This is a genomic window from Pseudomonas sp. LA5, from assembly GCF_028640825.1.
Taxonomy (GTDB): Bacteria; Pseudomonadota; Gammaproteobacteria; order Pseudomonadales; family Pseudomonadaceae; genus Chryseomonas; species Chryseomonas aestiva.
The window spans coordinates 1-20,630 of sequence record NZ_JAQYZY010000024.1 but is presented as its reverse complement, the minus strand read 5'-3'; the positions used below and the strand labels follow the sequence as shown (position 1 = coordinate 20,630).

The following is a 20,630-nucleotide window of genomic DNA, read 5'->3' as shown; positions in this document are numbered from 1 at the left end:
GGGTGACTCCGTAGGAGCGGCCCATGGCCGCGATCGACATGACCATGACAGGTCCGCTACCCCGCCAGATACCGCCCGATCAGGGTCACGCCGGAGACCAGCACCAGCCAGGTCACCAGGCGGGTGAAGCGTTCGCGGGACAGGCGGCGTTGCAGGTGGCGGCCGATCCAGCCGCCGAGCAGCATGGCGGGCAGCAGGCAGACCGCGAGGAGCAGCAGGCGGCCGTCGCTGTAGGCGCCGGCGATCAGCAGCAGGACGATGCGGATGGAGGCGCTGCAGCCGATGAGAAAACTCTGGGTGCCGCGGATGGCGTTCTTGTCTTCCAAGCGACCGTTGAGATCGAGCGCATAGAGAAAGCCGCCGCTGCCGAACAGGGCGCCACAGAGGCCCCCAACCCCGCCCGCCGGGATCGACCAGGCTGGCGCCAGCTGGCGAAAGCCCTTGGGGGTGAGCAGGCTGTAGGTGGAATAGACGACCACGAAGAGGCCCAGCCAGAGCATCAGCAGCCGGGCATCGGTGCGCATCAGCAGGTAGGTGCCCAGGGCCGCGCCGAGCAGCAGCATCGGCAGCAGCCGTCCGAGTTCGCGGCCGGCGATGGCGCGGCGATCCGGCAGCCAGTTGTGGAAGGAGGCGAGGAAATCCAGCATCACAAGCAAGGGCACGATGCGCGACAGGGGCATCCAGCTGGTGAGCAAGGGACCGGCGACCAGGGCGCTGCCAAAGCCGGCGACGCCAAAGATCAGATAGGCCAGGACCACGATGGCTTCGATGAACAGCCAGTCGATGGGGCTGAAGGCGGGAATCAGGGCAGCGAGGGTTTCGAGCATGGGGCGCATCCTGCGACAGAAAGCTCATTCTGCGCCCCGGAAACAGCCGGTGAAAACCGCCGGCTGCCCGCGTTCACGGCAACCGGCGATCCAGAGCGCCTCAGGGAATCAGGCGCTGGGCCCGCAGCCGGGTGAAGAGGTCGAGAAAGCTCGCCCGGGTGTCGCGATAGCCGAAGAAGCCCAGGTCACGACTCTTGGTCATGTCGTTGAGGCACTCGATCTCGCGGCCCAGGTCGGCGTCGCTGTGCCACCAGGAGGCCAGCTTGTCGACGTCGGCTTCCACCAGGTCGTGCTCCTCGGCGAGCTTGCGCCACTGCGCCGGCGCCACGTCCTTCAGCCGCGCTTCCAGCGGCATGGGCTGCTCGGGATAGGGTGCCGGCTCCAGGTCGAAGAAGGCGGCGATCTCGCCCCACAGCCAGCGCCAGCGAAAGACGTCGCCGTTGACGGTGTTGAACGCCTGGTTGCGCGCGGCCGGCGCCAGGGCGGCCCATTCCAGCTGCTCGGCGAGCAGACCGGCGTCGGTGACGTCGGTGATGCCGTCCCACTGGGTACGGGAACCGGGGAAGACGAAGGGCTGGCCAGTGGCCTTGCACAGGGAGGCATAGACCGCCAGGGTCAGGCCCATGTTCATGGCGTTGGTGCCCTTGGCCTGGCCGATCATGCTGTGGGAGCGGTGCACGCTCCAGCCGAAGCCGTGCCGCTCGGCGGCGGCGAAGAGGATGTCTTCCAGGGTGTAGTAGAAGTTGGCGCCGGCCTGGCGCGGCTCGCTTTCACGGAAAGGCGTCTCGGCCTTGCCACTGCCGTATTCCTCGAAGGAACCCAGGTAGTGCTTGGTACCGGTGACCAGCGCCAGGTGCTGCAGCGGCGCGCCGTCCAGGGCCTGGCAGAGGTTGTCCATCATGGCGCCATTGGCCTCGACGTTTTCCTTCTCGGTGGCACGCCGGGTCCAGGTGCAGAAGAACACATGGCTGATCGGCAGACCGGCCAGGGCCTGGCGGGTGGACGCGGCGTCGAGCAGGTCGGCGGCGACCGGGATGACGCCTTCCTGCGCCACCGGCTTGCGTGCCAGACCGTAGACGGTCCAGCCTGAGGCGACCAGGGTGTTGGCCAGGTTGTAGCCGGAAATGCCGGTCACGCCGACGATGAGAGCGGTGCCCTTGCGCATGAAACCTCCAGATAGGGGTGAGAGACGGCCTGCGACGGTCGCAGGCGCTGTAGATAAGGGAGTGCCTTGTCTCAGGGTTGATTCCAGCCTATTGGAGAATTAACGGCGTATCCTGGGTATAAATTCCTATTTAACAGGAATCAGATTCCGCAATCGGGAGCCAGCCTTGTATTCCTCCGAACGCCTCAAGGGCCTCGACGTCTTCGTCACCGTGGCCGACCTCGGCAGCTTCACCGCGGCCGGCGAGCGCCTCAATCTCACCGGCTCGGCCATCGGCAAGAGCGTGGCCCGCCTGGAAAGCCGCCTGGGCGTGCGGCTGTTCCAGCGCACCACCCGCCGCCTGACCCTGACCGAGGCCGGCGCCAGTTTCTATCGCACCTGCACCGGGGTGCTGGCCGAGCTGGAACAGGCCGAGCTGGGGCTGACCGCTCAGGAGGGCGAGCCCCATGGCCGGGTGCGCATCGACCTGCCCGCCTCCTATGGCCGCCTGCATGTGCTGCCACTGATCCTGGAGCTGCTGCATCGCTATCCGCTGTTGCAACCGGATCTGTCGCTGTCGGATCGCTTCGTCGATCCGGTCCACGAGGGCATCGACATCCTGGTGCGCATCGGCGGCTCCGACGCCTGGCCGGCCAGCCTGGGGCATCGGTTCCTCGGCACCCAGCGCCAGGTCTTCTGCGCCGCTCCGGCCTATCTCGCCCAGCATGGCCGACCCCGGACCCCGGCGGAGCTGGTCGATCACCAGTGCATCGGCTTTCGCCAGGCCGACGGCCTGATCAGCCCCTGGCAGTTGCGCGGCGAGCAGCCGGGCGACAGCGAACGCTGGGTGTTCCAGCCGCGCCTGGTGGTGGGTGATGGCGAAGGCGAGGTGCTGGCCGCCCTGGCCGGGCATGGCATCGCCCAGTTGCCGACCTGGCTGATCGCCACGCACCTGGCCAGCGGCGCCCTGGTGGACGTGCTACCCGAGCACGGCGTCGAGGGCTCGCCGATCAACCTGGTGTGGCCGCGCAGTCGCGAGACCCTGCCGCGGGTCCGGCTGTTGCTGGAGCATCTGGCCAGTCGCCTGCTGCCTACCGTGGCACCGAAGCTTACGCACTAGCCACGACCGCGCGACGACCGGCCCCGGCTGCCGCGCCGGGAGCGGGAACATCCGCGCGGGCACCCCGGTCGTAAACTCTCGCACCCCCGCCCGTCCATGAGTTCCATCGATGGGCGGCATGACGATTATCGAGACGATCGATTGGCGCCGTCGGCTCTGGCTCAGCAGGATCGGCGGTTTGTCACCTGGCCAGGTCCGCCTGGCCGCGACGTTCCACCCCCCGGTTCCACCACCTAGATGAGGTATCTCATGAGCCAAGCCCAAGGCTACGCTGCCCAGTCCGCCGACCAGCCCCTGGCGCCCTACTCCTTCGAGCGGCGCGAACCCGGCGCCCACGACGTGCAGATCGACATCCTCTTCTGCGGCGTCTGCCATTCGGACCTGCACACCGCACGCAACGAGTGGAACAACACCCTCTTCCCCTCCGTGCCCGGCCACGAGATCGTCGGCAAGGTGACCGCGGTCGGTGCCCACGTGAAGAACTTCAAGGTCGGCGACAGCGTCGGCGTCGGCTGCATGGTCGACAGCTGCCAGCACTGCGCCCCCTGCGATGCCGGCGAAGAATCCTATTGCGAGAACGGCTTCACCGGCACCTACAACGGCAACCTCTACGGCGGCAGCGAGAACACCCAGGGCGGCTACTCCGACCACATCGTGGTCAACGAGAAGTTCGTGCTCAAGGTGAGCCACACCGAGAACCTGGCCGCCGTGGCGCCGCTGCTGTGCGCCGGCATCACCACCTATTCGCCGCTGGCCCACTGGAAGGTCGGTCCGGGCAAGAAGGTCGGCATCGTCGGCCTGGGTGGCCTGGGCCACATGGGCGTGAAGATCGCCCATGCCATGGGTGCCCACGTGGTGCTCTTCACCACCAGCGCCAACAAGAAGGACGACGCCCTGCGCCTGGGCGCCGACGAGGTGGTGGTGTCGAAGAACGAAGACGAGATGGCCGCCCACGCGAACAGCTTCGACTTCATCCTCAACACCGTGGCCGCGCCGCACAACCTGGACGCCTTCCTCACCCTGCTCAAGTGGGACGGCACCATGACCCTGGTCGGCGTACCCGCCGAGCCGCACCCGGCGCCCAGCGTGTTCAACCTGGTGATGAAGCGCCGCCAGCTGGCCGGTTCGCTCATCGGTGGCATCCGCGAGACCCAGGAGATGCTGGACTTCTGCGCCAAGCACGGCATCGTCTCGGATATCGAGCAGATCGCCATCCAGGACATCAACGAAGCCTATGAGCGCATGCTCAAGAGCGATGTGAAGTACCGCTTCGTGATCGACATGCAAAGCCTCAAGCAGGGCCAGACCGCGGCCTGATCCCGCGCTCCGCTCCGCCGTCAACGCCCGCGCCCGTCGCGGGCGTTGTCATTTCCGGTAACGCATTTTTGGCGCGCCCTGCGGTCCTAGCGATGACGACAATCACGAGGCGGCCGCCATGCAGTGGGACAAGGGACAACGTAGCGACAACGTGCAACAGGCCAGCGGTGGACGCGGCATGAAGATCGGCGGCGGCCTCGGGCTGGGTGGCGTGGCCCTGGTGGTGGTGTTCGGCCTGCTCAGCGGCCAGAGTCCGACGCAGATCCTCGGCAACCTGATCAGCCTCAGCGGCCAGAGCGCGCCGAGCCAGCAGGAGACCACCGCGCCAGCCGACAATCGCCAGGTGGACTTCGTCCGCGTGGTGCTGGGCGAGACCGAAAACACCTGGACGCGCATCTTCCAGGCCCATGGCGAGCAGTATCAGCCGCCCAAGCTGGTGCTGTTCAACGGCCAGGTGCAATCCGGTTGCGGTGGCGCCACCGCGGCCAGCGGTCCCTTCTATTGCCCGGTCGACAGCAAGGTCTACCTGGACCTCACCTTCTTCCAGGAACTGCAGCAGCGCTTCGGCGCCGATGGCGATTTCGCCCGTGCCTACGTGATCGCCCACGAGGTCGGCCACCATGTGCAGAACCTCACCGGCACCACCAGCAAGATGGAAGCGGCGCGTCGTCGCGGCATTCCCACCGAGGGTGCCACCGGATTGTCGGTGCGCCTGGAATTGCAAGCCGATTGCTATGCCGGGGTCTGGGCCAACGATGCCCAGAAGCGGCTGAACTGGCTGGAGGCGGGTGACCTGGAGAAGGCGCTGAACGCCGCCAACGCCATTGGCGACGACCGCCTGCAACGCCAGTCCCAGGGCCGCGTGGTACCGGATTCCTTCACCCATGGCAGCTCCGCGCAACGGGTCAAGTGGTTCCGCGCGGGCTTCGACAGTGGCAAGGTGGAGAGCTGCGACACCTTCGCCGCCAAGACGCTCTGACCTCTACCGGGAGCCCTCGATGCGTCGCCTGCTCGCGCTGTGCCTGGCCCTGGCCTGGGGCTCCGCCCTGGCGGCGCCTCGTGAGGGGGTCGCCCGCATCGTCAGCGACCGGCTACCAATCGGCCAGGCGCAGGCTACCCTGCAGCTGTCGGCGGACTGGAACCAGCCCCATCCGGAAATCCGCCGCGCCCTGGTGATCGTGCATGGCCGTCTGCGCAATGCCGCGACCTATTTCCGTTCCGGCGAGACGGCCACGGCGGCGGCCGGCGCCGCGGCGGACACCCTGGTGATCGCCCCACAGTTCCTCAACGAAACGGATGTCCAGCGGCATCAGCTGCCGGACACCCTGCTGCGCTGGCAGGGCAATGCCTGGATGGGTGGCGAACCCGCCCTGGGTCCGCAGCCGCTGAGCAGCTTCGCCGTGTTCGACGCCCTGCTCGCACGGCTGGCGGAGCGCCGGTTGCTGCCCAATCTGCAGGAGGTGGTGATCGCCGGGCATTCCGGCGGTGGCCAGGTGGTGCAGCGCTATGCCGTGCTCGGTCAGGGCGAGCGCGCCCTCGCCGCCCGCGGCATCCGCCTGAGATACGTGGTGGCCAATCCGTCGTCCTATGCCTATTTCGATGCCCGCCGTCCGGATGCCCAGGGCCAGCCCGGGCCCTTCGCCGACGCCGCCAGCTGCCCGGATTTCGACACCTGGAAATACGGCATGCAGGGCCTGCCGGCCTATGCCGAAGGACGCCCGGCGGCGAGCCTGGAGCAGCACTATGCGGGACTCGACCTCACCTATCTGCTGGGCGCCGAGGACACCAATCCCAACCATCCGGCGCTGGACAAGGGCTGCGCCGCCGAGGCCCAGGGTCCCTATCGCCTGGCCCGCGGGCTGAATTACTACCGTTACCTGCAAGGCCGTCATCCGGGGCTGCGCCAGCGGCTGGTCGAGGTCCCCGGCGTCGGCCACAACGGCGACGCCATCTTCACCTCGCCCGCCGGACGCCGGGCGCTGTTCGGCGCCGACGACTAGCCTCAGCGCTCCAGGGCCGCAGGCGCGTCCAGCAGCTCCTGCACCTGGGCGACCAGGGCCTCCAGGGTGAAGGGTTTGCCCAGCAGCGCCATGCGCTCGCCGACCAGGGGCACGGGCGGTTCGTTGCCCGCCGCATAACCGGTGATGAAGAGAATCGGCAGGTGGGGTCTGAGGGTACGGGCCGCCCCGGCCAGCAAGCGGCCGTTCAACCCCGGCAATCCGACATCGGTGATCAGCAGGTCGAAGCCCTCGCCTTCGCGCAGCGCCGCCAGCGCCGCTTCGGCATCGACGGCGTCGCGATAGCGCCAGCCGAGGTCGACGCACAGCTGCGCCAGCAACTGGCGAATGACCGCATCGTCTTCCACCAGCAGCACCCGCACATCGGGCAGCGCAGGGGCGGTCGGGGCGCTGGCCATGGCAAGGGACGCCTGGACGGCCAGGGCCGGATGGCGCGGCAGCAGCAGCCTCACCTGGCAGCCCTGCCCCGGCGCGCTGGTCACGCTGACCTGGCCACGGGACTGGCGGACGAAGCCATAGATCATGGACAGCCCCAGGCCCGAGCCCTGGCCCACCGGCTTGGTGGTGAAGAAGGGCTCGAAGACCCGTTCCAGCACCGCTGGCGTCATGCCCACGCCATCGTCGCCCACCTCGATCAGCAGGTAGTCGCCCGCCGGCAGCGCCGGATCGGCGTCGGACTGCACCCAGTTGCGTGCGCGGATGGTCAGGTTACCCCCCGCCGGCATGGCATCGCGGCTGTTGATGGCCAGGTTGAGCAGGGCATTTTCCAGCTGGTGCGGATCGGCATCGACCAGCCAGAGTTCGGCGTCCAGTTCGAGCTGGCAGCGGATCTGCGGCCCCAGGCTGTGCCGCAGCAACTCCTGGAAATCGCCGATCAGCCGGGTGACATCCACCGCCTGGGGATTGAGCGTCTGGCGGCGGGAAAAGGCCAGCAACCGATGGGTCAGACTGGCGCCTCGGCCCACCGACTGGGTGGCGGTATCGAGCAGACTGCAGACCCCGTTCAGCGCCTCCGGCGCCAGGCGGCGGCGCATGAGATCCAGGCTGGCCTGGATGCCGGCCAGCAGGTTGTTGAAGTCATGGGCGATGCCGCCAGTGAGCTGGCCCACGGCTTCCATCTTCTGCGCCTGGCGCAGCAGCTCCTCGGCCTGGGCGCGATTCTGCATCTCTTCGCGCAGCTGGCGATTACGCTCCTCCAGTTCGGCGGTTCGTGCCCGCACCTGGAGCTCCAGGGTGGCGCGTTCGCGGCGCAGGGCTTCCTCGGCCTCGCGGCGGTCATCGATGTCTTCGCTGGTGCCATACCAGCGGATCACGGCGCCCGCTTCATCGCGCCGCGGATAGGCACGGGTGCGCAGCCAGCAGTGGCTGCCATCCGCCACCCGTACCCGGTGCTCCCGGTCGTAGGCCTGACCGGCGCTGCGCGCGGCGTCCCAGGCCTGCCGGGTCGTCCGGCGGTCGTCCGGATGCAGCAGCGCCCAGAAGCTCTCGGCTTCCAGTACCGGCTGGCCGGTCAGCTGCTGCCAGCGCGGCGAGAAAACCATGCGCCGACCACCGGGATCGCAGGTCCAGGTGTATTGGGGATTGAGTTCCACCAGGTGCCGATAGTGGTCTTCACTCTCGCGCAGCAGCAGATCCGCCTGATGGCGCTCGATGGCCAGGGCGGCGGTCTCGGTGACCAGGCGGAAGGCGTCGCGCTCGGCGGCCAGGGGGCGTCGCGGCTCGAGGAAATAGTTGGCGAAGGTGCCCAGCAACCGACCATCCAGGGCCAGCAGCGGCATCGACCAGCAGGCGCGCAGGCCATAGCGCAGCGCCAGGTCGCGAGCGCCAGCCCATAGCGGATCGCAGGCGATGTCCTCGACATAGACGGCTTCGCGGCGGTAGGCGGCGGTGCCACAGGAGCCCGCCAGCGGGCCGATCTCCAGGCGACCGAGATCGCGGCTGTAGGCGTCCGGCAGACTCGGCGCGATGCCGTCCTGCAGATAGCGGCCATCTTCGCTGAGCAACAAAATGCAGGCATGCAGGCGGACCTGGGCCAGGGCCTCCACCCGCTGCAGCAGCGCGTGCAGCACCTGGGTCAGGGGCAGCCCGGTGGCAAGGCTTTCCAGCGTCTGGCGCTCGTACTGGCGCAGATCGCCGGAGAACGGCTGATCGCTCGAAAGCGTGTGGAGGCTCATACGGCTGGCACGACCTGGACCCGAAGTCGGCATCTTAGCCAGCGACCCGGTAAACAACAGACTATTTACGCCTAACGGGCAGATTTCCAGCGTCAGAGCGCCGCCAGTATCTCCGCGCAGGTGTCGAAGCGCTGGTCACGCGCCGCCGGCCAGGGATCGCCCGGCTGATTGACCTGCAGGGTGTGGCAGCCCACGGCCCGTCCGCACTCCAGGTCGTAGCGGTGATCGCCGACCATCACCAGGCGGGCCGGCGCCACCTGCCAGAGGTCGGCCAGCCGCAGCAGGCCACCCGGATCGGGCTTGGGCGCCGCCTCGTCGCGCCCCAGCACGGCAGGCGGATCGAAGCAGTCCTCCAGGCCGATGGCGGCCAGGGTCAGCAGCGCCAGGTCGCGGGCATTGCGGGTGAGGATGCCCAGCGGGCGACCCTCTTCGTGCAGGCGACGGATCAGGGCCACCGCACCCGGTGCCGGGCGGGCGGCGACGGCCAGTTCGCGTTCGTGCTCGAACAGCCAGGCGTGCTTGGCCTCGCGCTCGGTGGCCGGCAGCTCGGCCAGGTGGTGGAGGATGTCGGCCTGCTCGGGAATGCCCAGGTGCCGGCGAATGGCGGCGAAGTCGTGTACCGCCAGGGTCAGGGTGCCGTCCAGGTCGAACACCCAGTGGCTGAGGTGACGCAGTGTCATGCAGGGATCCTTTGGCGAGAGGTGACCTTCGGGCACTCCGGGGGAACCCCGGTCATGCGTGCTCCGTCTGGTGGAGACAACCTTCCGCAGGAGTCTACCCATGACGACGACCGTTCGGGCGCTACTTTTCGATGTCTTCGGCACCGTGGTGGACTGGCGCGGCAGCCTGGTCGAGGGCCTGCAGGGGCTGTCGGCCAAGCATGGCGTCCGGGGCGACTGGGAGCGGCTGGCCGATGCCTGGCGCGCCGAAGCCTACGAGGCCATCCTGCCGCAGATCGCCGCGCGCAGCCTGCCCTGGCTACCCCTCGACGAGGTCCATCGCCTGGCGCTGGACGAATTGCTGCCACGCCATGGGCTGGTCGGCCTGACCACCGCCGAGGTGGCCTGGATCAATCGCCTCTGGCACCAGCTGACCCCCTGGCCCGATGCCGTGCCGGGTCTCGCGCGGCTGCGCCAGGGCTATCCGGTCTGCGCCCTCTCCAATGGCAACGTCAGCCTGCTGCTGGACATGGCCCGTCATGCCGGACTGCCCTGGGACATGCTGTTTGGCGCCGATCTCTTCCAGCGCTACAAACCGGCCGCTGAGGTCTACCTGGGTGCCTGCGCCCTGCTCGACCTGCAACCGGAACAGGTGATGCTCTGCGCTGCCCACAACGGCGACCTGCAGGCGGCCAAGGAGCTGGGGCTGGCCACCGCCTTCATCCAGCGCCCCCGGGAAAAGGGCCCGGCCGGTGGCGAGGTGTCCAGCGGCGGCTGGGATCTGGAAGCCAGTGATCTCCAGGATCTCGCCGACCAGCTGGGCGTGCCGGTGCTCGCGGGCGATCAACCCGACCCCGACGATTGAGCGCGGCCCGGGCGCTTCGGTATCCTGCCGGATACTTTTCGCCAGGGCATCGCCATGGGTTTTCTCGACAAGCTGCGCAAGAAACGTGAACGCCAGGCCCTGGCCGCCCTGCCCCGCCTGCATCAGCGCACGGCGCGCCTGCGCCGCGAGTTGCCCGACTACGAGATCGGCGCCGGCACCTATGGTGCGCCAAAGGTATTCGATCTCAAGGAAGGCGCTACCCTGCGCCTGGGTCGCTACACCTCCATCGCCGAGGGCGTGCGCATCCTTCTCGGCGGCCTGCACCGGCTGGACTGGGTGACCACCTATCCCTTCCCCGCCTTCGTCGACGACCTGGCCCACATCAGGGACTACGGCGGCACCCGCGGCGACGTGGTGATCGGCAGCGACTGCTGGATCTGCACCGATGCGCTGATCCTCTCCGGCGCCACCATCGGCCATGGCGCCGTGGTGGCCGCCGGTGCCGTGGTCACCCGCGACGTACCGCCCTATGCGGTGGTGGGCGGCAATCCGGCGCGCTTCATCAAGTGGCGCTTTCCCGAGGCCACCTGCCAGGCGCTGCTCGACATCGCCTGGTGGGACTGGCCCGAAGCCGAGATCCTGGCTGCCGGCGAACACCTGTGCAGCGCCGATATCGACGGCTTCATCGCCTACGCCCGAGCGCGCCACCCGGCGCCCTGAATCCGGCGCCCGGAACTCGGAACGCTTTCCAAGGCTCACCTTCATTAGTCATTCTTTTGAAGGTTCTCCATGGAAGCGCTCGATCTGCTGCAATGGCCGGCCATGGCCATCACCCTGCTCGCCGCCTGGCTGGTGGCCTCCCAGCGCCAGGGCCGGCGCAACCTCGGCTTCTGGGTCTTCCTGCTGAGCAACGGCCTGTGGATCGCCTGGGGCCTGCAGGCCGAGGCCTATGCCCTGATCGTGCTGCAGCTGGGCCTGGCGGCGATGAATCTGCGCGGGGTGCGCCGCAACGCCGGCGAGGCGTCGGCCGCGGCGGTCGCGGAGGCTTCGGGCAGGGCATAATGACCGGCCCTGCGTCAGACGGCCCCGCCCCATGCAGTACAGCGTCACCCCCATCGGCCACGTCCGCTCCTGCTTCAAGGAGAAATTCGCCATTCCCCGGCAACCCGCGCTGGCCCCGGCCGCCCGTGGCGTGCTGGAACTGCTGCCGCCCTTCGACCGGCCCGAGGCGGTGGAGGGCCTGGCAGGCGTCAGCCATGTCTGGCTGCTGTTCCTCTTCCACCAGGCGCTGGAAAGCCAGCCGCGCCTGCGGGTGCGGCCACCGCGCCTGGGGGGCAATCGCTACCTGGGCGTCTTCGCCACCCGCGCCACCCACAGGCCCAACGGCATCGGCCAGTCGGTAGTCCGCCTCGACGGCCTGGAACCGGGGCGGCTGCTGCTCTCGGGGATCGATCTGCTCGACGGCACCCCGGTGCTGGACATCAAGCCCTATGTCCCCTACGCCGACAGCCCGCCGGGCGCCCGCAACGCCATCGCCGAGGCGCCGCCGCCAGCCCTGGCGGTGGGCTGGGCGGATGCGGCGCGGGTCCAGGCCGAGGCCCACGGCCAGCGCCTGGGCGAGCCCCTGGCCGAGCTGATCGAGCAGTGCCTGGCCCAGGACCCCCGGCCGGCCTACCAGGTGCCGGCGCCCGAGCGCCGCTACGGGGTGCGCCTCTGGGATGTGGAGGTGCACTGGCACTATCCGACCGCGCATCAGATCCGGGTGCTGGATGTGACCGCGGCGTCCTGACGCCGCCCGGTTTGCATTCCGGCGGCCAAGGCCCCAACAATGACATTGCCGGATCGCATGAGGCGATCCGCACCCGGCTACGGCCGCCGTTCGGCCGTATCACCGATAGGGAAGCATCTATGGCTCCAAGCAGACAGGTCATCAACGCTCAGGTCAGCCCCAAGGGCAGCCTGGAGACCCTTTCCCAGCGCGAGGTCCAGCAGCTCAGCGCCGCCGGCTCGGGCAACCTCTACCAGCTCTTTCGCCAGTGCGCCCTGGCCATCCTCAACACCGGCGCCCACAGCGACAACGCCAAGACCATCCTCGAGGCCTACCAGGACTTCGAGATCCGCATCCATCAGCAGGACCGCGGCGTACGCCTGGAACTGATCAACGCCCCGGCCGACGCCTTCGTCGACGGCGAGATGATCGCCAGCACCCGCGAGATGCTGTTCAGCGCCCTGCGCGACATCGTCTACACCGAGAGCGAACAGAGCAGCCTGCGCATCGATCTGGAAAGCTCCGAGGGCATCACCGACTACGTCTTCCACCTGCTGCGCAACGCCCGCACCCTGCGCGCGGGCGTCGAGCCGAAGATGGTGGTGTGCTGGGGTGGTCACTCCATCAGCACCGAGGAATACAAGTACACCAAGAAGGTCGGTCACGAACTCGGCCTGCGCAGCCTGGACATCTGCACCGGCTGCGGCCCGGGCGTGATGAAGGGGCCGATGAAGGGCGCCACCATCGCCCACGCCAAGCAGCGCCTGCAGGGCGGTCGCTACCTGGGCCTTACCGAGCCAGGCATCATCGCCGCCGAGGCGCCCAATCCCATCGTCAACGAACTGGTGATCCTGCCCGACATCGAGAAGCGCCTGGAGGCCTTCGTCCGCGCGGGCCACGGCATCATCATCTTCCCGGGCGGCGCTGGCACGGCGGAGGAGTTCCTCTACCTGCTGGGCATCCTCATGCACCCGGACAACCAGGACATCCCCTTCCCGGTGGTGCTCACCGGGCCGCAGAGCGCCGCGCCCTACCTGGAGCAGCTGCACGCCTTCATCGGCGCCACCCTGGGCGAAGCCGCCCAGCGCCACTATCAGATCGTGGTCAACGATCCGGTCGAGGTGGCCCGGCAGATGGCCCAGGGCCTCAAGGCGGTCAAGCAATTCCGTCGCGAGCGCCACGACGCCTTCCACTTCAACTGGCTGCTGCGCATCGAGGAAAGCTTCCAGCGTCCCTTCGATCCCACCCACGAGAACATGGCCGCGCTGCAGCTGACCCATGCCGTGCCGCCCCATGAGCTGGCCGCCAACCTGCGCCGCGCCTTTTCCGGCATTGTCGCCGGCAACGTCAAGGCCAAGGGCATCCAGCTGATCGAGGAGCGCGGGCCCTACGAGATCCATGGCGATCCCGACATCATGCGTCCGCTGGATCGGCTGCTGCAGGCCTTCGTCGAGCAGCACCGCATGAAGCTGCCGGGCGGCGCGGCCTACGAGCCCTGCTACCGGGTGGTCAGCTGAATCCTTTCACGTCGGCCCTTTTTGGCCGGTTTCCCGCTTCCGTGACCGTTCGTCAGCACCCTGTTCGACGAACGGTCATCATGCTAGCCAGGTGATATCAAAAAGTCGCTAGCTAGCTATCCAGAGCGCTTCCCTGACCTGCGTCTGCCGGGTGGCGAAGTGACTTTTCCGCTTCAAAAACACCTCGCGCGCTAACTGCATGACGCTGGCCTCAAGCCCCTCTTCACCACGCCGATAGGGCAAGGCAAGCTAACCTCAGAGCGCAGGTTGCCGTGGTGAAACCTACCCGGACGGAGATCCCGCCGGGCCGTCTTCATCCAGCCGCGCCAGACTTCCTGCCGAGGCCACGGAATGAACAATTGGCTGGGACTCGACTTCCTTGTCGCCCCTCTTGCCCAGGAGCAGGTGCACCTGCACGGCCAGCATGATGGCTGGCTGGTGACGCTCGCCTATCTCGTCGCGGTCAGTGCCTGCTACGTCACCCTGGTGTTCGCCGAGCGCATCGGCCAGACCCGTACCCTGGCGCGGCGGCGTGCCTGGAGTCTGATGGGCGCCCTGAGCTTTGGCTTTGGCGTCTGGGGCATGCACTTCATCGCCATGCTGGCCTTCACCGTGCCCACCCGGGTGCACTACGACCTCTTCATCACCGTGGCCTCGCTGCTGATCGTGGTGCTGGCCGGACTCATGGCCATGCCCGCCCTCAGTCAGCCCGACCTCACCCTGGGTCAGCGGCTCAAGGCCGGCACGGTGCTGAGCCTGGGCATCGTGCTCATGCACTACACCGGCATGGCCGCGGTACATACCGAGGCGGTGGTGCTCTATCGCCCGCTGCCCTTCCTGTTGTCGATCGGCATCGCCGTAGGGGCCAGCTTCGCCGCCCTGCAACTGATCCAGATCTTTCGCCGCCACTACACCGGCATCTATCGCTGGCTGCGCATCGCCACCGCCCTGGTGATGGGCCTGGCGATCGCCGCCATGCATTTCACCGGCATGTGGTCCATGGTGCTGATCGCCCCCGCCGAGACCGAAAGCACCCTGCAAGGCGCCAGCAATTCCTGGCAGCTCGGCGTCGGCATCGCCATCATCGCCCTGCTCCTGGGGATCGGCGGCCTTGGCGCGGCCTGGGCGGATCGCCAGCTGCAGCGCAAGGAAAACGACCTGGAGCGGGTCAATTCCCTGGTCGGCCAGCTCGACGAAGCCCGCGCTTCGCTGCAACAGGCGGCGCACTACGATCCCCTCACCGACCTACACAATCGCCGCGCCTTCAACCAGGCCTTCGCCGAGATCCTCGAACGCCACGCCCAGCAGGGGCGCAGCCTGGGGGTGATGTTTCTCGACATCGATCACTTCAAGCGCATCAACGACAGCCTCGGCCACGACGCTGGCGACCAGCTGCTGGTGGCCATGGCCAGGATCATTCGCGACGCGGTGCGCGAAGGCGATCTGGTGGCCCGCTTCGGCGGCGACGAATTCTGCATCCTCGCCAGCCTCGCCGGCCCCGAGGAAGCCCGGCACCTGGCCCAGCGCATCCTGGAGCGGCTGCGCAATCCGGTCACCATCGGCAACCGCACCCTGGTGATGACCACCAGCATCGGCATCAGCCTCTATCCCCGCGACGGCGGCTGCTGCGAAGAACTGCTCAAGAGCGCGGATCTCGCGCTCTATCTGTCCAAGGGCAATGGCCGCAACACCTACAGCTTCTTCGACGAGACCCTGCGCGAGAAGATCTCGCTGCAACTGGAGCTGGAAGCCGAATTGCGCGAGGCGCTGGTCGAGGAACGCGGCCTGCAGCTCTACTACCAACCGATCCTCGACGTCGCCAGCGGCCAGCTGGACAAGGCCGAAGCCCTGATCCGCTGGGATCATCCGCGCCTGGGCATGCTGGCGCCCAACTGCTTTCTCGGCGTGGCCGAGGCCAACGGCTTCATCGAGGAGCTGGACGCCTGGGTGCTCAAGCGCGCCTGCCAAGACCTGGCCGAGCTGAGCGCCGCCGGCCTGGCGGACCTGCGCATCGCGGTGAATTGCTCGGCGCTCAGCCTGAGCAACGACGCCCTGCCCGGGCAGATCGCCTGGCGCCTGGACGACCACCAGCTATCGCCGCGACGGCTGGAGCTGGAGGTCACCGAGAACGCCCTGGTCAAGAACGTGCAGCCCACCGCCGAATTGCTGCAGCGCATCCGCGACCTGGGCGTGACGGTGTCCATCGACGACTTCGGCACCGGTTACTCCTCGCTGGCCTATCTCAAGCGCCTGCCGATCGACACCGTGAAGATCGATCGCTCCTTCGTCACCGGGCTGGCCGAGGGCAATGCCGATCACCAGATCGTCCAGGCGATCATCGGCATGGCCCGACCGCTCAAGCTCAAGGTCACCGCCGAGGGCGTCGAACACCTGGAGCAGCTACGGCTGCTGTGCGCCCTGGGCTGCGACTTCATCCAGGGCTACCACATCAGCCGCCCGGTGCCCCTGGCCCAGGTGCCCGAGGTGATCGCCCGCTATGCCAGCGGGGTCTGTCCGTTGCAGGCCCAGGCAGAAGCCCAGGCGGAAGCGGATGCCGACGCCCTGGCCCTGGCCAAGGCGCTCGGCTAGCCGCGGCGATAACGCAGCCAGACGCTGCCGTCGTCCTGGGCTTCGGCCGCGTCCAGCTTGAGGTAGAGCGGCTGCTGCCAGGCCTGCTCGGCGATCTCGAAGGAGGCCGGATGGGCACCGCGGCCGTCCACCAGCGGGATGATCAGCACGCTGATCTCGTCCACCAGGCCGGCGGCGACAAAGGAGCCGCTGACGTGGGGGCCGCCCTCCACCACCAGGCGCTCGATGCCCAGTTCGGCGTTCAGCAGCTCCAGCACGGCGCTCAGATCCAGTTCGTCCTTGCCGCCGAAGACATAGGAGGCGCCGATGTTCTGCAGGTGCGTCAGGTAGTCGTCGCTGACCCCTTCGGTGAGCACTGCCACCACATGGGAATCCAGGGCCTCGTTCTTCTTCCAGGCCACCTTGCCCTGGGGATCGATGGCGATGGCGTACTTCGCGGCGTCGCGCCGGGCGAAATGGTGGGTACGCGGGATGGGCGCCTGGGCGACGCCGGTGGGATAGCCCTCGCCGTGGGCGATCTCTTCCATGGTCACCCGGCCACAGGCCCAGGCGTCGAATTCGAAGCGCTCGGCCAGGCGCTCGTAGGTGGCATCGGCCTGTTTCTTGACAGCGCGGTCCCAGCCGTCGGTGAGGGCGTGACCGTCGACCGACGACATCATATGGCAGATCACATAGGGCTTCATGGGGGCTCCCGGCAATGGCGTGTCGCCATGACACGCCTTGCAGCAACCGACCGGTCCGGCGCCGGGGGAGTTCAGCCCACCGGGCTGCGGAAACGAAAAACCCGCCGGAGGGCGGGTTTTCGGGGAGCCGGGTCGCGTTACTTCTCGACGAAGGCGCGCTCGATCAAATAGTCGCCCGGATCGCCCATGCGCGGCGAGATGGTCAGGCCGAATTCGTTCAGCACGGCGCTGGTCTCGTCCAGCATGCTCGGGCTGCCGCAGATCATGGCGCGGTCGTCCTGCGGATTGATCGGCGGCAGGCCGATGTCCGCGAACAGCTTGCCGCTGCGCATCAGGTCGGTCTGACGACCCTGGTTGCGGAATTCCTCGCGAGTGACCAGGGGGTAGTAGATCAGCTTCTCGCGGACCAGGTCGCCGATGAATTCGTGCTCCGGCAGGGTCTTGGTGATGAAGTCGGCGTAGGCCAGCTCGTTCACGTAGCGCACGCCGTGGACCAGGATCACCTTCTCGAAGCGCTCGTAGGTCTCCGGATCCTGGATGGTGCTCAGGAAGGGCGCCATGCCGGTGCCGGTGCTCAGCAGGTAGAGGTGCTTGGCGGGCTTCAAGTCACTGAGGATCAGGGTGCCGGTGGGCTTGCGGCTGACCATCAGGTTGTCGCCTTCCTTGAGGTGCTGCAGGCGCGAGGTCAGGGGGCCGTCCGGCACCTTGATGCTGAAGAACTCCAGGTGCTCTTCATAGTTGGGGCTGGCGATGCTGTAGGCACGCATCAGCGGACGACCGCCTTCGGTCTCCAGGCCGATCATCACGAACTGACCGTTCTCGAAACGCAGGCCCGCATTGCGGGTGGTCTTGAAGCTGAACAGGGTGTCGTTCCAGTGATGAACGCTCAGGACGCGCTCGGTGTACAGGTTGCTCATCGATGACTCCAGGAAAAATCGGTACAGCCCGGGGCTGGATAGAAATTGCGCGACAGTTTATAGAGGGGGAAAATATCCGTGAAATGAATAATTCGAATATAGGTTATCCAAAAGGCAGATATGAGATTCACGTTGCGTCAACTCGAGGTCTTCGTCGCCGTGGCCCGCCAGGAAAGCGTTTCCCGGGCGGCCGAGGCGCTCAGTCTGTCGCAGTCGGCCACCAGTACCGCCCTCGGCGAACTGGAACGGCAATTCGACTGCCGGGTGTTCGACCGCGCCGGCAAGCGTTTGACACTCAACGCCCTGGGCCGCCAGTTGCTGCCCAAGGCGGTGGCCCTGCTCGATCGCAGCGCCGAGGTGGAAAACCTGCTGCGCGGCAAGACCGGCTTCGGCTCCCTGGAGGTCGGCGCGACCCTTACCATCGGCAACTACCTGGCCACCCTGCTGCTGGGCGACTTCATGCAGCGCCATCCCGACTGCCGGGTGCGGCTGCACGTGCACAACACCGCCAGCGTGGTGCAGCGCATCGCCAACCATGACATCGACCTCGGCCTGATCGAGGGCGACTGCCAGCATCCGGATCTGGAGGTGCAACCCTGGATCGAGGACGAACTGGTGGCGTTCTGCGCGCCCGGACACGCCCTGGCAGGCAGACAGGCCGCCCAGGCCGAGCTGGAAGCCCAGGCCTGGATCCTGCGCGAACAGGGCTCCGGCACCCGCCTGACCTTCGACCAGGCCATGCGGCACCATGCCCAGCCATTGGATGTGCGCCTGGAACTGGAACACACCGAGGCCATCCTGCGCGCGGTGGAGTCGGGGCTGGGCATCGGCTGCCTGTCGCGGCTGGCGCTGCGCGATGCCTTCGCCCGCGGCACCCTGGTGCCCATCGCGACGCCGACCCTGGATCTGCGTCGCCAGTTCTGCTTCATCTGGCACAAGCAGAAGTACCAGACCGGGGCCATGGTCGAATTCCTCGACCTCTGTCGCCAACTGACCCTGGGCCTGAGCCGCAGCGATCAGATCGACACCGCGCGGCCCCGCCCCGGACGCTAGCGGCTGGCGCCGGTCCGCCTACTGGCCCTGGTAGAGGCGCCGATTCTCCAGCTCCCGCTGCTCGTGGCGACGGTGGGCGCGCAGCGCCAGCAGCGCCAGGATGCCGATCACCAGGCGATAGCCCTGGGAATAGAGATCCAGCTCGGCGGTGGCCGACTCGCCCAGTACGCCGCTGATCAGCCGCACCACGAACAGCGTCAGCTGCACGAAGGCCACCAGCAGCAGGCCGGCCGACAGCCATTCCGCTCGGCGAAAGGCCAGCACGGCGAACAGCGCCAGGGCGAATTGCATGCCGCCGTACCAGACCCGCGCCTCGGCCACCGACGCCGAATCCATCAGTACCATGCCGCGGGCATTGGCCATCTCGTAGGGATAGAACCAATGCGCCAGGGCGAGGCCAAACCAGACCAGGGCCTGCAGACCCAACACCAGACGTGCGAAGCGAAGCTCGGACATTCCCCGTTTCTCCTTGGGGCTAGAGACGAATGACAGCCGCTCCAGTGTAGCCAGCGCCGGGAGCGATCTGCACTGCCGATGCAGACCGCCGCAGGCGGGTTAGGGTTCGCCGGAAGGGCTGGGGTAAGCTGCAGGCCTCCACCCTTCCGGCTCCTGCCCCGAGCCCGCCGCCCGAGAGATCGCCATGCCCGCCGCCCTGCCCGCCCAGCCGCCGCTGGTGCTGTCCATCCAGTCCCATGTCGCCTACGGCCACGTCGGCAATGCCGCCGCCACCCTGCCGCTGCAACTGCTCGGCCTGCAGCCGGTGGTGGTCAACACGGTGCAATTCTCCAATCACACCGGCTACGGCGAATTCAAGGGCCAGGTCTTTCCGCCCGAACACATCCACGACGTGCTCGACGGCCTGCGCGCCCGCGGCGTGCTGGAACGCTGCGTGGCCGTGCTCTCCGGCTACCTGGGCGACGCCGCCATCGGCGAGGTGATCCTCGGCGTGGTGCAGGAGATCCGCCGTCAGCGCGGCGACCTGCAGTATCTCTGCGATCCGGTGATGGGCGACGTCGGCCGCGGCATCTTCGTGCGCCCCGGCATCCCCGACTTCCTGCGCCGCCGCGCCATCGAACAGGCCAGCCTGATCACTCCCAACCAGTACGAATTCGAGCTGCTGCACGGCCAGCCACTGGCCGACACCGCCGACGCCGTGAACGCCGCCCGGCTGCTGCTCGGTCGCCGCGGCCAACCGGGCCCCACGACCATCGTCATCACCAGCCTGCGCACCCCGGACCTGCCCACCGACGTCCTCAGCACCCTGGTGGTGGAGGCGGCGGATGCCTGGCTGGTGCAGACGCCCTACCTGGACCTGCAGCCGCTGCCCAATGGCATGGGCGACGTCTTCTCCGCGGTGCTGCTGGGCCAGTTGCTCAACGGCCAGTCCACACCCGCCGCGGCGTCCCATGCGGTCAGCGCCCTCTACGCCCTGGTCGCCCGCACCGGCCCCGGCAGCCGCGACCTGCCGCTGATCGCCGCCCGCGAGCAGATCGTGCGGCCAGGCGAATTGTTCGAAGCGCAGCGGCTTTCGTAGGTCGGGTCGAGCGCCAGCGAAGCCCAAGGGTGCCGGGCGCTGTCGGGCTTCGACGATGGGGCTGTTTCAACCCAACCTACGGGTTCGCTTTGCCTCTTCTCCCCCTGGGAGAGGGCTGGGGTGAGGGAAAGCCGTCATGCCTGAGCCATTGAACGCGTGGAAAACGCTGCGCGGTTTTCCACCCTACCCCGCGCTGTTGGGCTTCGACGATGGAGCTGCCTCCAACCCAACCTACGGATCCGCTTTGCCCCCTCTCCCCCTGGTAGAGGGTTGGGGTGAGGGTAACCCCTGAACGCGTGGAAAACGCTGCGCGGTTTTCCACCCTAGCCGCCTGTTGGGCTTCGACGGTGGAGCTGTCTCAACCCAACCTACGGGTGCGCTTTGCCCCCTCTCCCCCTGGGAGAGGGCTGGGGTGAGGGTAACCCCTGAACGCGTGGCAAACGCTGCGCGGTTTTCCACCCTACCCGCCTGTTGGGCTTCGACG

General features: G+C 67.7%; 19 protein-coding genes. 12 read left to right on the top strand and 7 right to left on the bottom strand.

Translation table 11 applies throughout. From position 1 onward, the window contains the following. Nucleotides 1-56: 56 nt before the first annotated feature. Nucleotides 57-827, bottom strand: a complete 771-nt coding sequence (locus PVZ72_RS04940) for a sulfite exporter TauE/SafE family protein (protein ID WP_273861338.1) — start codon at nucleotides 825-827, stop codon at nucleotides 57-59. Between the two features lie 100 nt (nucleotides 828-927). Then, nucleotides 928-1,992 carry an SDR family oxidoreductase gene (locus PVZ72_RS04935; RefSeq protein ID WP_263259434.1) on the bottom strand — a complete coding sequence of 355 codons (1,065 nt, stop codon included), beginning with the start codon at nucleotides 1,990-1,992 and terminating at the stop codon, nucleotides 928-930. 166 nt (nucleotides 1,993-2,158) lie between these two features. Here PVZ72_RS04935 and PVZ72_RS04930 point away from each other — a divergent pair, with 166 nt between their 5' ends. From PVZ72_RS04930 to PVZ72_RS04915, 4 genes are all read left to right on the top strand, one after another. After that, nucleotides 2,159-3,091: a LysR family transcriptional regulator gene (locus PVZ72_RS04930; RefSeq protein WP_273861337.1), complete on the top strand. Its 933-nt coding sequence runs from the start codon at nucleotides 2,159-2,161 to the stop codon at nucleotides 3,089-3,091. Nucleotides 3,092-3,340: 249 nt separating this feature from the next. Continuing rightward, nucleotides 3,341-4,408 (top strand): NAD(P)-dependent alcohol dehydrogenase, encoded by a 1,068-nt coding sequence (locus tag PVZ72_RS04925; RefSeq protein WP_133863167.1) that lies wholly within the window; start codon nucleotides 3,341-3,343, stop codon nucleotides 4,406-4,408. Between the two features lie 118 nt (nucleotides 4,409-4,526). Beyond that, nucleotides 4,527-5,387, top strand: a complete 861-nt coding sequence (gene ypfJ, locus PVZ72_RS04920) for a KPN_02809 family neutral zinc metallopeptidase (RefSeq protein ID WP_273861336.1) — start codon at nucleotides 4,527-4,529, stop codon at nucleotides 5,385-5,387. A gap of 19 nt (nucleotides 5,388-5,406) precedes the next feature. After that, complete coding sequence (locus PVZ72_RS04915) at nucleotides 5,407-6,408, top strand: alpha/beta hydrolase (protein WP_273861335.1); 1,002 nt, start codon at nucleotides 5,407-5,409, stop codon at nucleotides 6,406-6,408. A gap of 2 nt (nucleotides 6,409-6,410) precedes the next feature. Here the strand turns inward: PVZ72_RS04915 and PVZ72_RS04910 are convergent, their stop codons facing one another. Both PVZ72_RS04910 and PVZ72_RS04905 read right to left on the bottom strand, forming a co-directional pair. Then, nucleotides 6,411-8,600 (bottom strand): hybrid sensor histidine kinase/response regulator, encoded by a 2,190-nt coding sequence (locus PVZ72_RS04910; RefSeq protein ID WP_273861334.1) that lies wholly within the window; start codon nucleotides 8,598-8,600, stop codon nucleotides 6,411-6,413. Nucleotides 8,601-8,692: 92 nt separating this feature from the next. Next, a complete protein-coding gene (locus PVZ72_RS04905) occupies nucleotides 8,693-9,280 on the bottom strand; it encodes an HAD family hydrolase (protein ID WP_133863171.1) in 588 nt (195 codons plus the stop codon). A 100-nt stretch (nucleotides 9,281-9,380) separates the two neighbouring features. Between PVZ72_RS04905 and PVZ72_RS04900 the strand changes: the two genes are divergently transcribed. The 6 genes from PVZ72_RS04900 (at nucleotide 9,381) to PVZ72_RS04875 (ending at nucleotide 15,959) form a co-directional block, all read left to right on the top strand. Then, the gene (locus tag PVZ72_RS04900) at nucleotides 9,381-10,124 is read left to right on the top strand and encodes a haloacid dehalogenase type II (protein WP_273861333.1); all 744 of its coding nucleotides are present in this window, start codon (nucleotides 9,381-9,383) and stop codon (nucleotides 10,122-10,124) included. A gap of 54 nt (nucleotides 10,125-10,178) precedes the next feature. Beyond that, nucleotides 10,179-10,805 (top strand): CatB-related O-acetyltransferase, encoded by a 627-nt coding sequence (locus PVZ72_RS04895; RefSeq protein ID WP_273861332.1) that lies wholly within the window; start codon nucleotides 10,179-10,181, stop codon nucleotides 10,803-10,805. A gap of 69 nt (nucleotides 10,806-10,874) precedes the next feature. Continuing rightward, nucleotides 10,875-11,147, top strand: a complete 273-nt coding sequence (locus PVZ72_RS04890) for a hypothetical protein (RefSeq protein ID WP_158896490.1) — start codon at nucleotides 10,875-10,877, stop codon at nucleotides 11,145-11,147. A gap of 31 nt (nucleotides 11,148-11,178) precedes the next feature. Continuing rightward, nucleotides 11,179-11,874, top strand: a complete 696-nt coding sequence (tsaA, locus tag PVZ72_RS04885) for a tRNA (N6-threonylcarbamoyladenosine(37)-N6)-methyltransferase TrmO (protein ID WP_187980070.1) — start codon at nucleotides 11,179-11,181, stop codon at nucleotides 11,872-11,874. A 119-nt stretch (nucleotides 11,875-11,993) separates the two neighbouring features. Next, nucleotides 11,994-13,370 (top strand): nucleotide 5'-monophosphate nucleosidase PpnN, encoded by a 1,377-nt coding sequence (gene ppnN / locus PVZ72_RS04880; protein ID WP_187980071.1) that lies wholly within the window; start codon nucleotides 11,994-11,996, stop codon nucleotides 13,368-13,370. 351 nt (nucleotides 13,371-13,721) lie between these two features. Then, on the top strand, nucleotides 13,722-15,959 hold the full coding sequence (locus tag PVZ72_RS04875; protein ID WP_187980072.1) for a putative bifunctional diguanylate cyclase/phosphodiesterase: 2,238 nt from the start codon (nucleotides 13,722-13,724) through the stop codon (nucleotides 15,957-15,959). On the opposite strand, the gene PVZ72_RS04870 is transcribed toward PVZ72_RS04875, so the two are convergent. Next, complete coding sequence (locus PVZ72_RS04870; RefSeq protein WP_133863178.1) at nucleotides 15,956-16,642, bottom strand: dihydrofolate reductase family protein; 687 nt, start codon at nucleotides 16,640-16,642, stop codon at nucleotides 15,956-15,958. The genes PVZ72_RS04875 and PVZ72_RS04870 overlap by 4 nt on opposite strands. 137 nt (nucleotides 16,643-16,779) lie before the next feature. Continuing rightward, entirely contained in the window at nucleotides 16,780-17,559 is a 780-nt protein-coding gene (gene fpr / locus PVZ72_RS04865) for a ferredoxin-NADP reductase (protein WP_007160677.1), read from the bottom strand. Nucleotides 17,560-17,679: 120 nt separating this feature from the next. Between fpr and PVZ72_RS04860 the strand changes: the two genes are divergently transcribed. Next, on the top strand, nucleotides 17,680-18,612 hold the full coding sequence (locus tag PVZ72_RS04860; RefSeq protein ID WP_187980075.1) for a LysR family transcriptional regulator: 933 nt from the start codon (nucleotides 17,680-17,682) through the stop codon (nucleotides 18,610-18,612). 18 nt (nucleotides 18,613-18,630) lie between these two features. Here the strand turns inward: PVZ72_RS04860 and PVZ72_RS04855 are convergent, their stop codons facing one another. Further along, the gene (locus PVZ72_RS04855) at nucleotides 18,631-19,068 is read right to left on the bottom strand and encodes a DUF4345 family protein (RefSeq protein WP_133863180.1); all 438 of its coding nucleotides are present in this window, start codon (nucleotides 19,066-19,068) and stop codon (nucleotides 18,631-18,633) included. Between the two features lie 184 nt (nucleotides 19,069-19,252). On the opposite strand from PVZ72_RS04855, the gene pdxY reads away from it, so the two are divergent. Next, a complete protein-coding gene (gene pdxY, locus PVZ72_RS04850; RefSeq protein ID WP_273861331.1) occupies nucleotides 19,253-20,146 on the top strand; it encodes a pyridoxal kinase PdxY in 894 nt (297 codons plus the stop codon). Nucleotides 20,147-20,630 lie beyond the last annotated feature (484 nt).

Bases quoted from the DNA above. Each gene is read 5' to 3' on its own strand.
- PVZ72_RS04860 (WP_187980075.1), top strand. From the start codon at position 17,680: ATGAGATTCACGTTGCGTCAACTCGAGGTCTTCGTCGCCGTGGCCCGC.
- PVZ72_RS04870 (WP_133863178.1), bottom strand. From the start codon at position 16,642: ATGAAGCCCTATGTGATCTGCCATATGATGTCGTCGGTCGACGGTCAC.
- PVZ72_RS04890 (WP_158896490.1), top strand. From the start codon at position 10,875: ATGGAAGCGCTCGATCTGCTGCAATGGCCGGCCATGGCCATCACCCTG.
- PVZ72_RS04895 (WP_273861332.1), top strand. From the start codon at position 10,179: ATGGGTTTTCTCGACAAGCTGCGCAAGAAACGTGAACGCCAGGCCCTG.
- ppnN (WP_187980071.1), top strand. From the start codon at position 11,994: ATGGCTCCAAGCAGACAGGTCATCAACGCTCAGGTCAGCCCCAAGGGC.
- PVZ72_RS04940 (WP_273861338.1), bottom strand. From the start codon at position 827: ATGCTCGAAACCCTCGCTGCCCTGATTCCCGCCTTCAGCCCCATCGAC.
- pdxY (WP_273861331.1), top strand. From the start codon at position 19,253: ATGCCCGCCGCCCTGCCCGCCCAGCCGCCGCTGGTGCTGTCCATCCAG.
- PVZ72_RS04910 (WP_273861334.1), bottom strand. From the start codon at position 8,600: ATGAGCCTCCACACGCTTTCGAGCGATCAGCCGTTCTCCGGCGATCTG.
- fpr (WP_007160677.1), bottom strand. From the start codon at position 17,559: ATGAGCAACCTGTACACCGAGCGCGTCCTGAGCGTTCATCACTGGAAC.
- PVZ72_RS04915 (WP_273861335.1), top strand. From the start codon at position 5,407: ATGCGTCGCCTGCTCGCGCTGTGCCTGGCCCTGGCCTGGGGCTCCGCC.
- tsaA (WP_187980070.1), top strand. From the start codon at position 11,179: ATGCAGTACAGCGTCACCCCCATCGGCCACGTCCGCTCCTGCTTCAAG.
- PVZ72_RS04905 (WP_133863171.1), bottom strand. From the start codon at position 9,280: ATGACACTGCGTCACCTCAGCCACTGGGTGTTCGACCTGGACGGCACC.
- PVZ72_RS04875 (WP_187980072.1), top strand. From the start codon at position 13,722: ATGAACAATTGGCTGGGACTCGACTTCCTTGTCGCCCCTCTTGCCCAG.
- PVZ72_RS04855 (WP_133863180.1), bottom strand. From the start codon at position 19,068: ATGTCCGAGCTTCGCTTCGCACGTCTGGTGTTGGGTCTGCAGGCCCTG.
- PVZ72_RS04925 (WP_133863167.1), top strand. From the start codon at position 3,341: ATGAGCCAAGCCCAAGGCTACGCTGCCCAGTCCGCCGACCAGCCCCTG.
- PVZ72_RS04935 (WP_263259434.1), bottom strand. From the start codon at position 1,992: ATGCGCAAGGGCACCGCTCTCATCGTCGGCGTGACCGGCATTTCCGGC.
- ypfJ (WP_273861336.1), top strand. From the start codon at position 4,527: ATGCAGTGGGACAAGGGACAACGTAGCGACAACGTGCAACAGGCCAGC.
- PVZ72_RS04900 (WP_273861333.1), top strand. From the start codon at position 9,381: ATGACGACGACCGTTCGGGCGCTACTTTTCGATGTCTTCGGCACCGTG.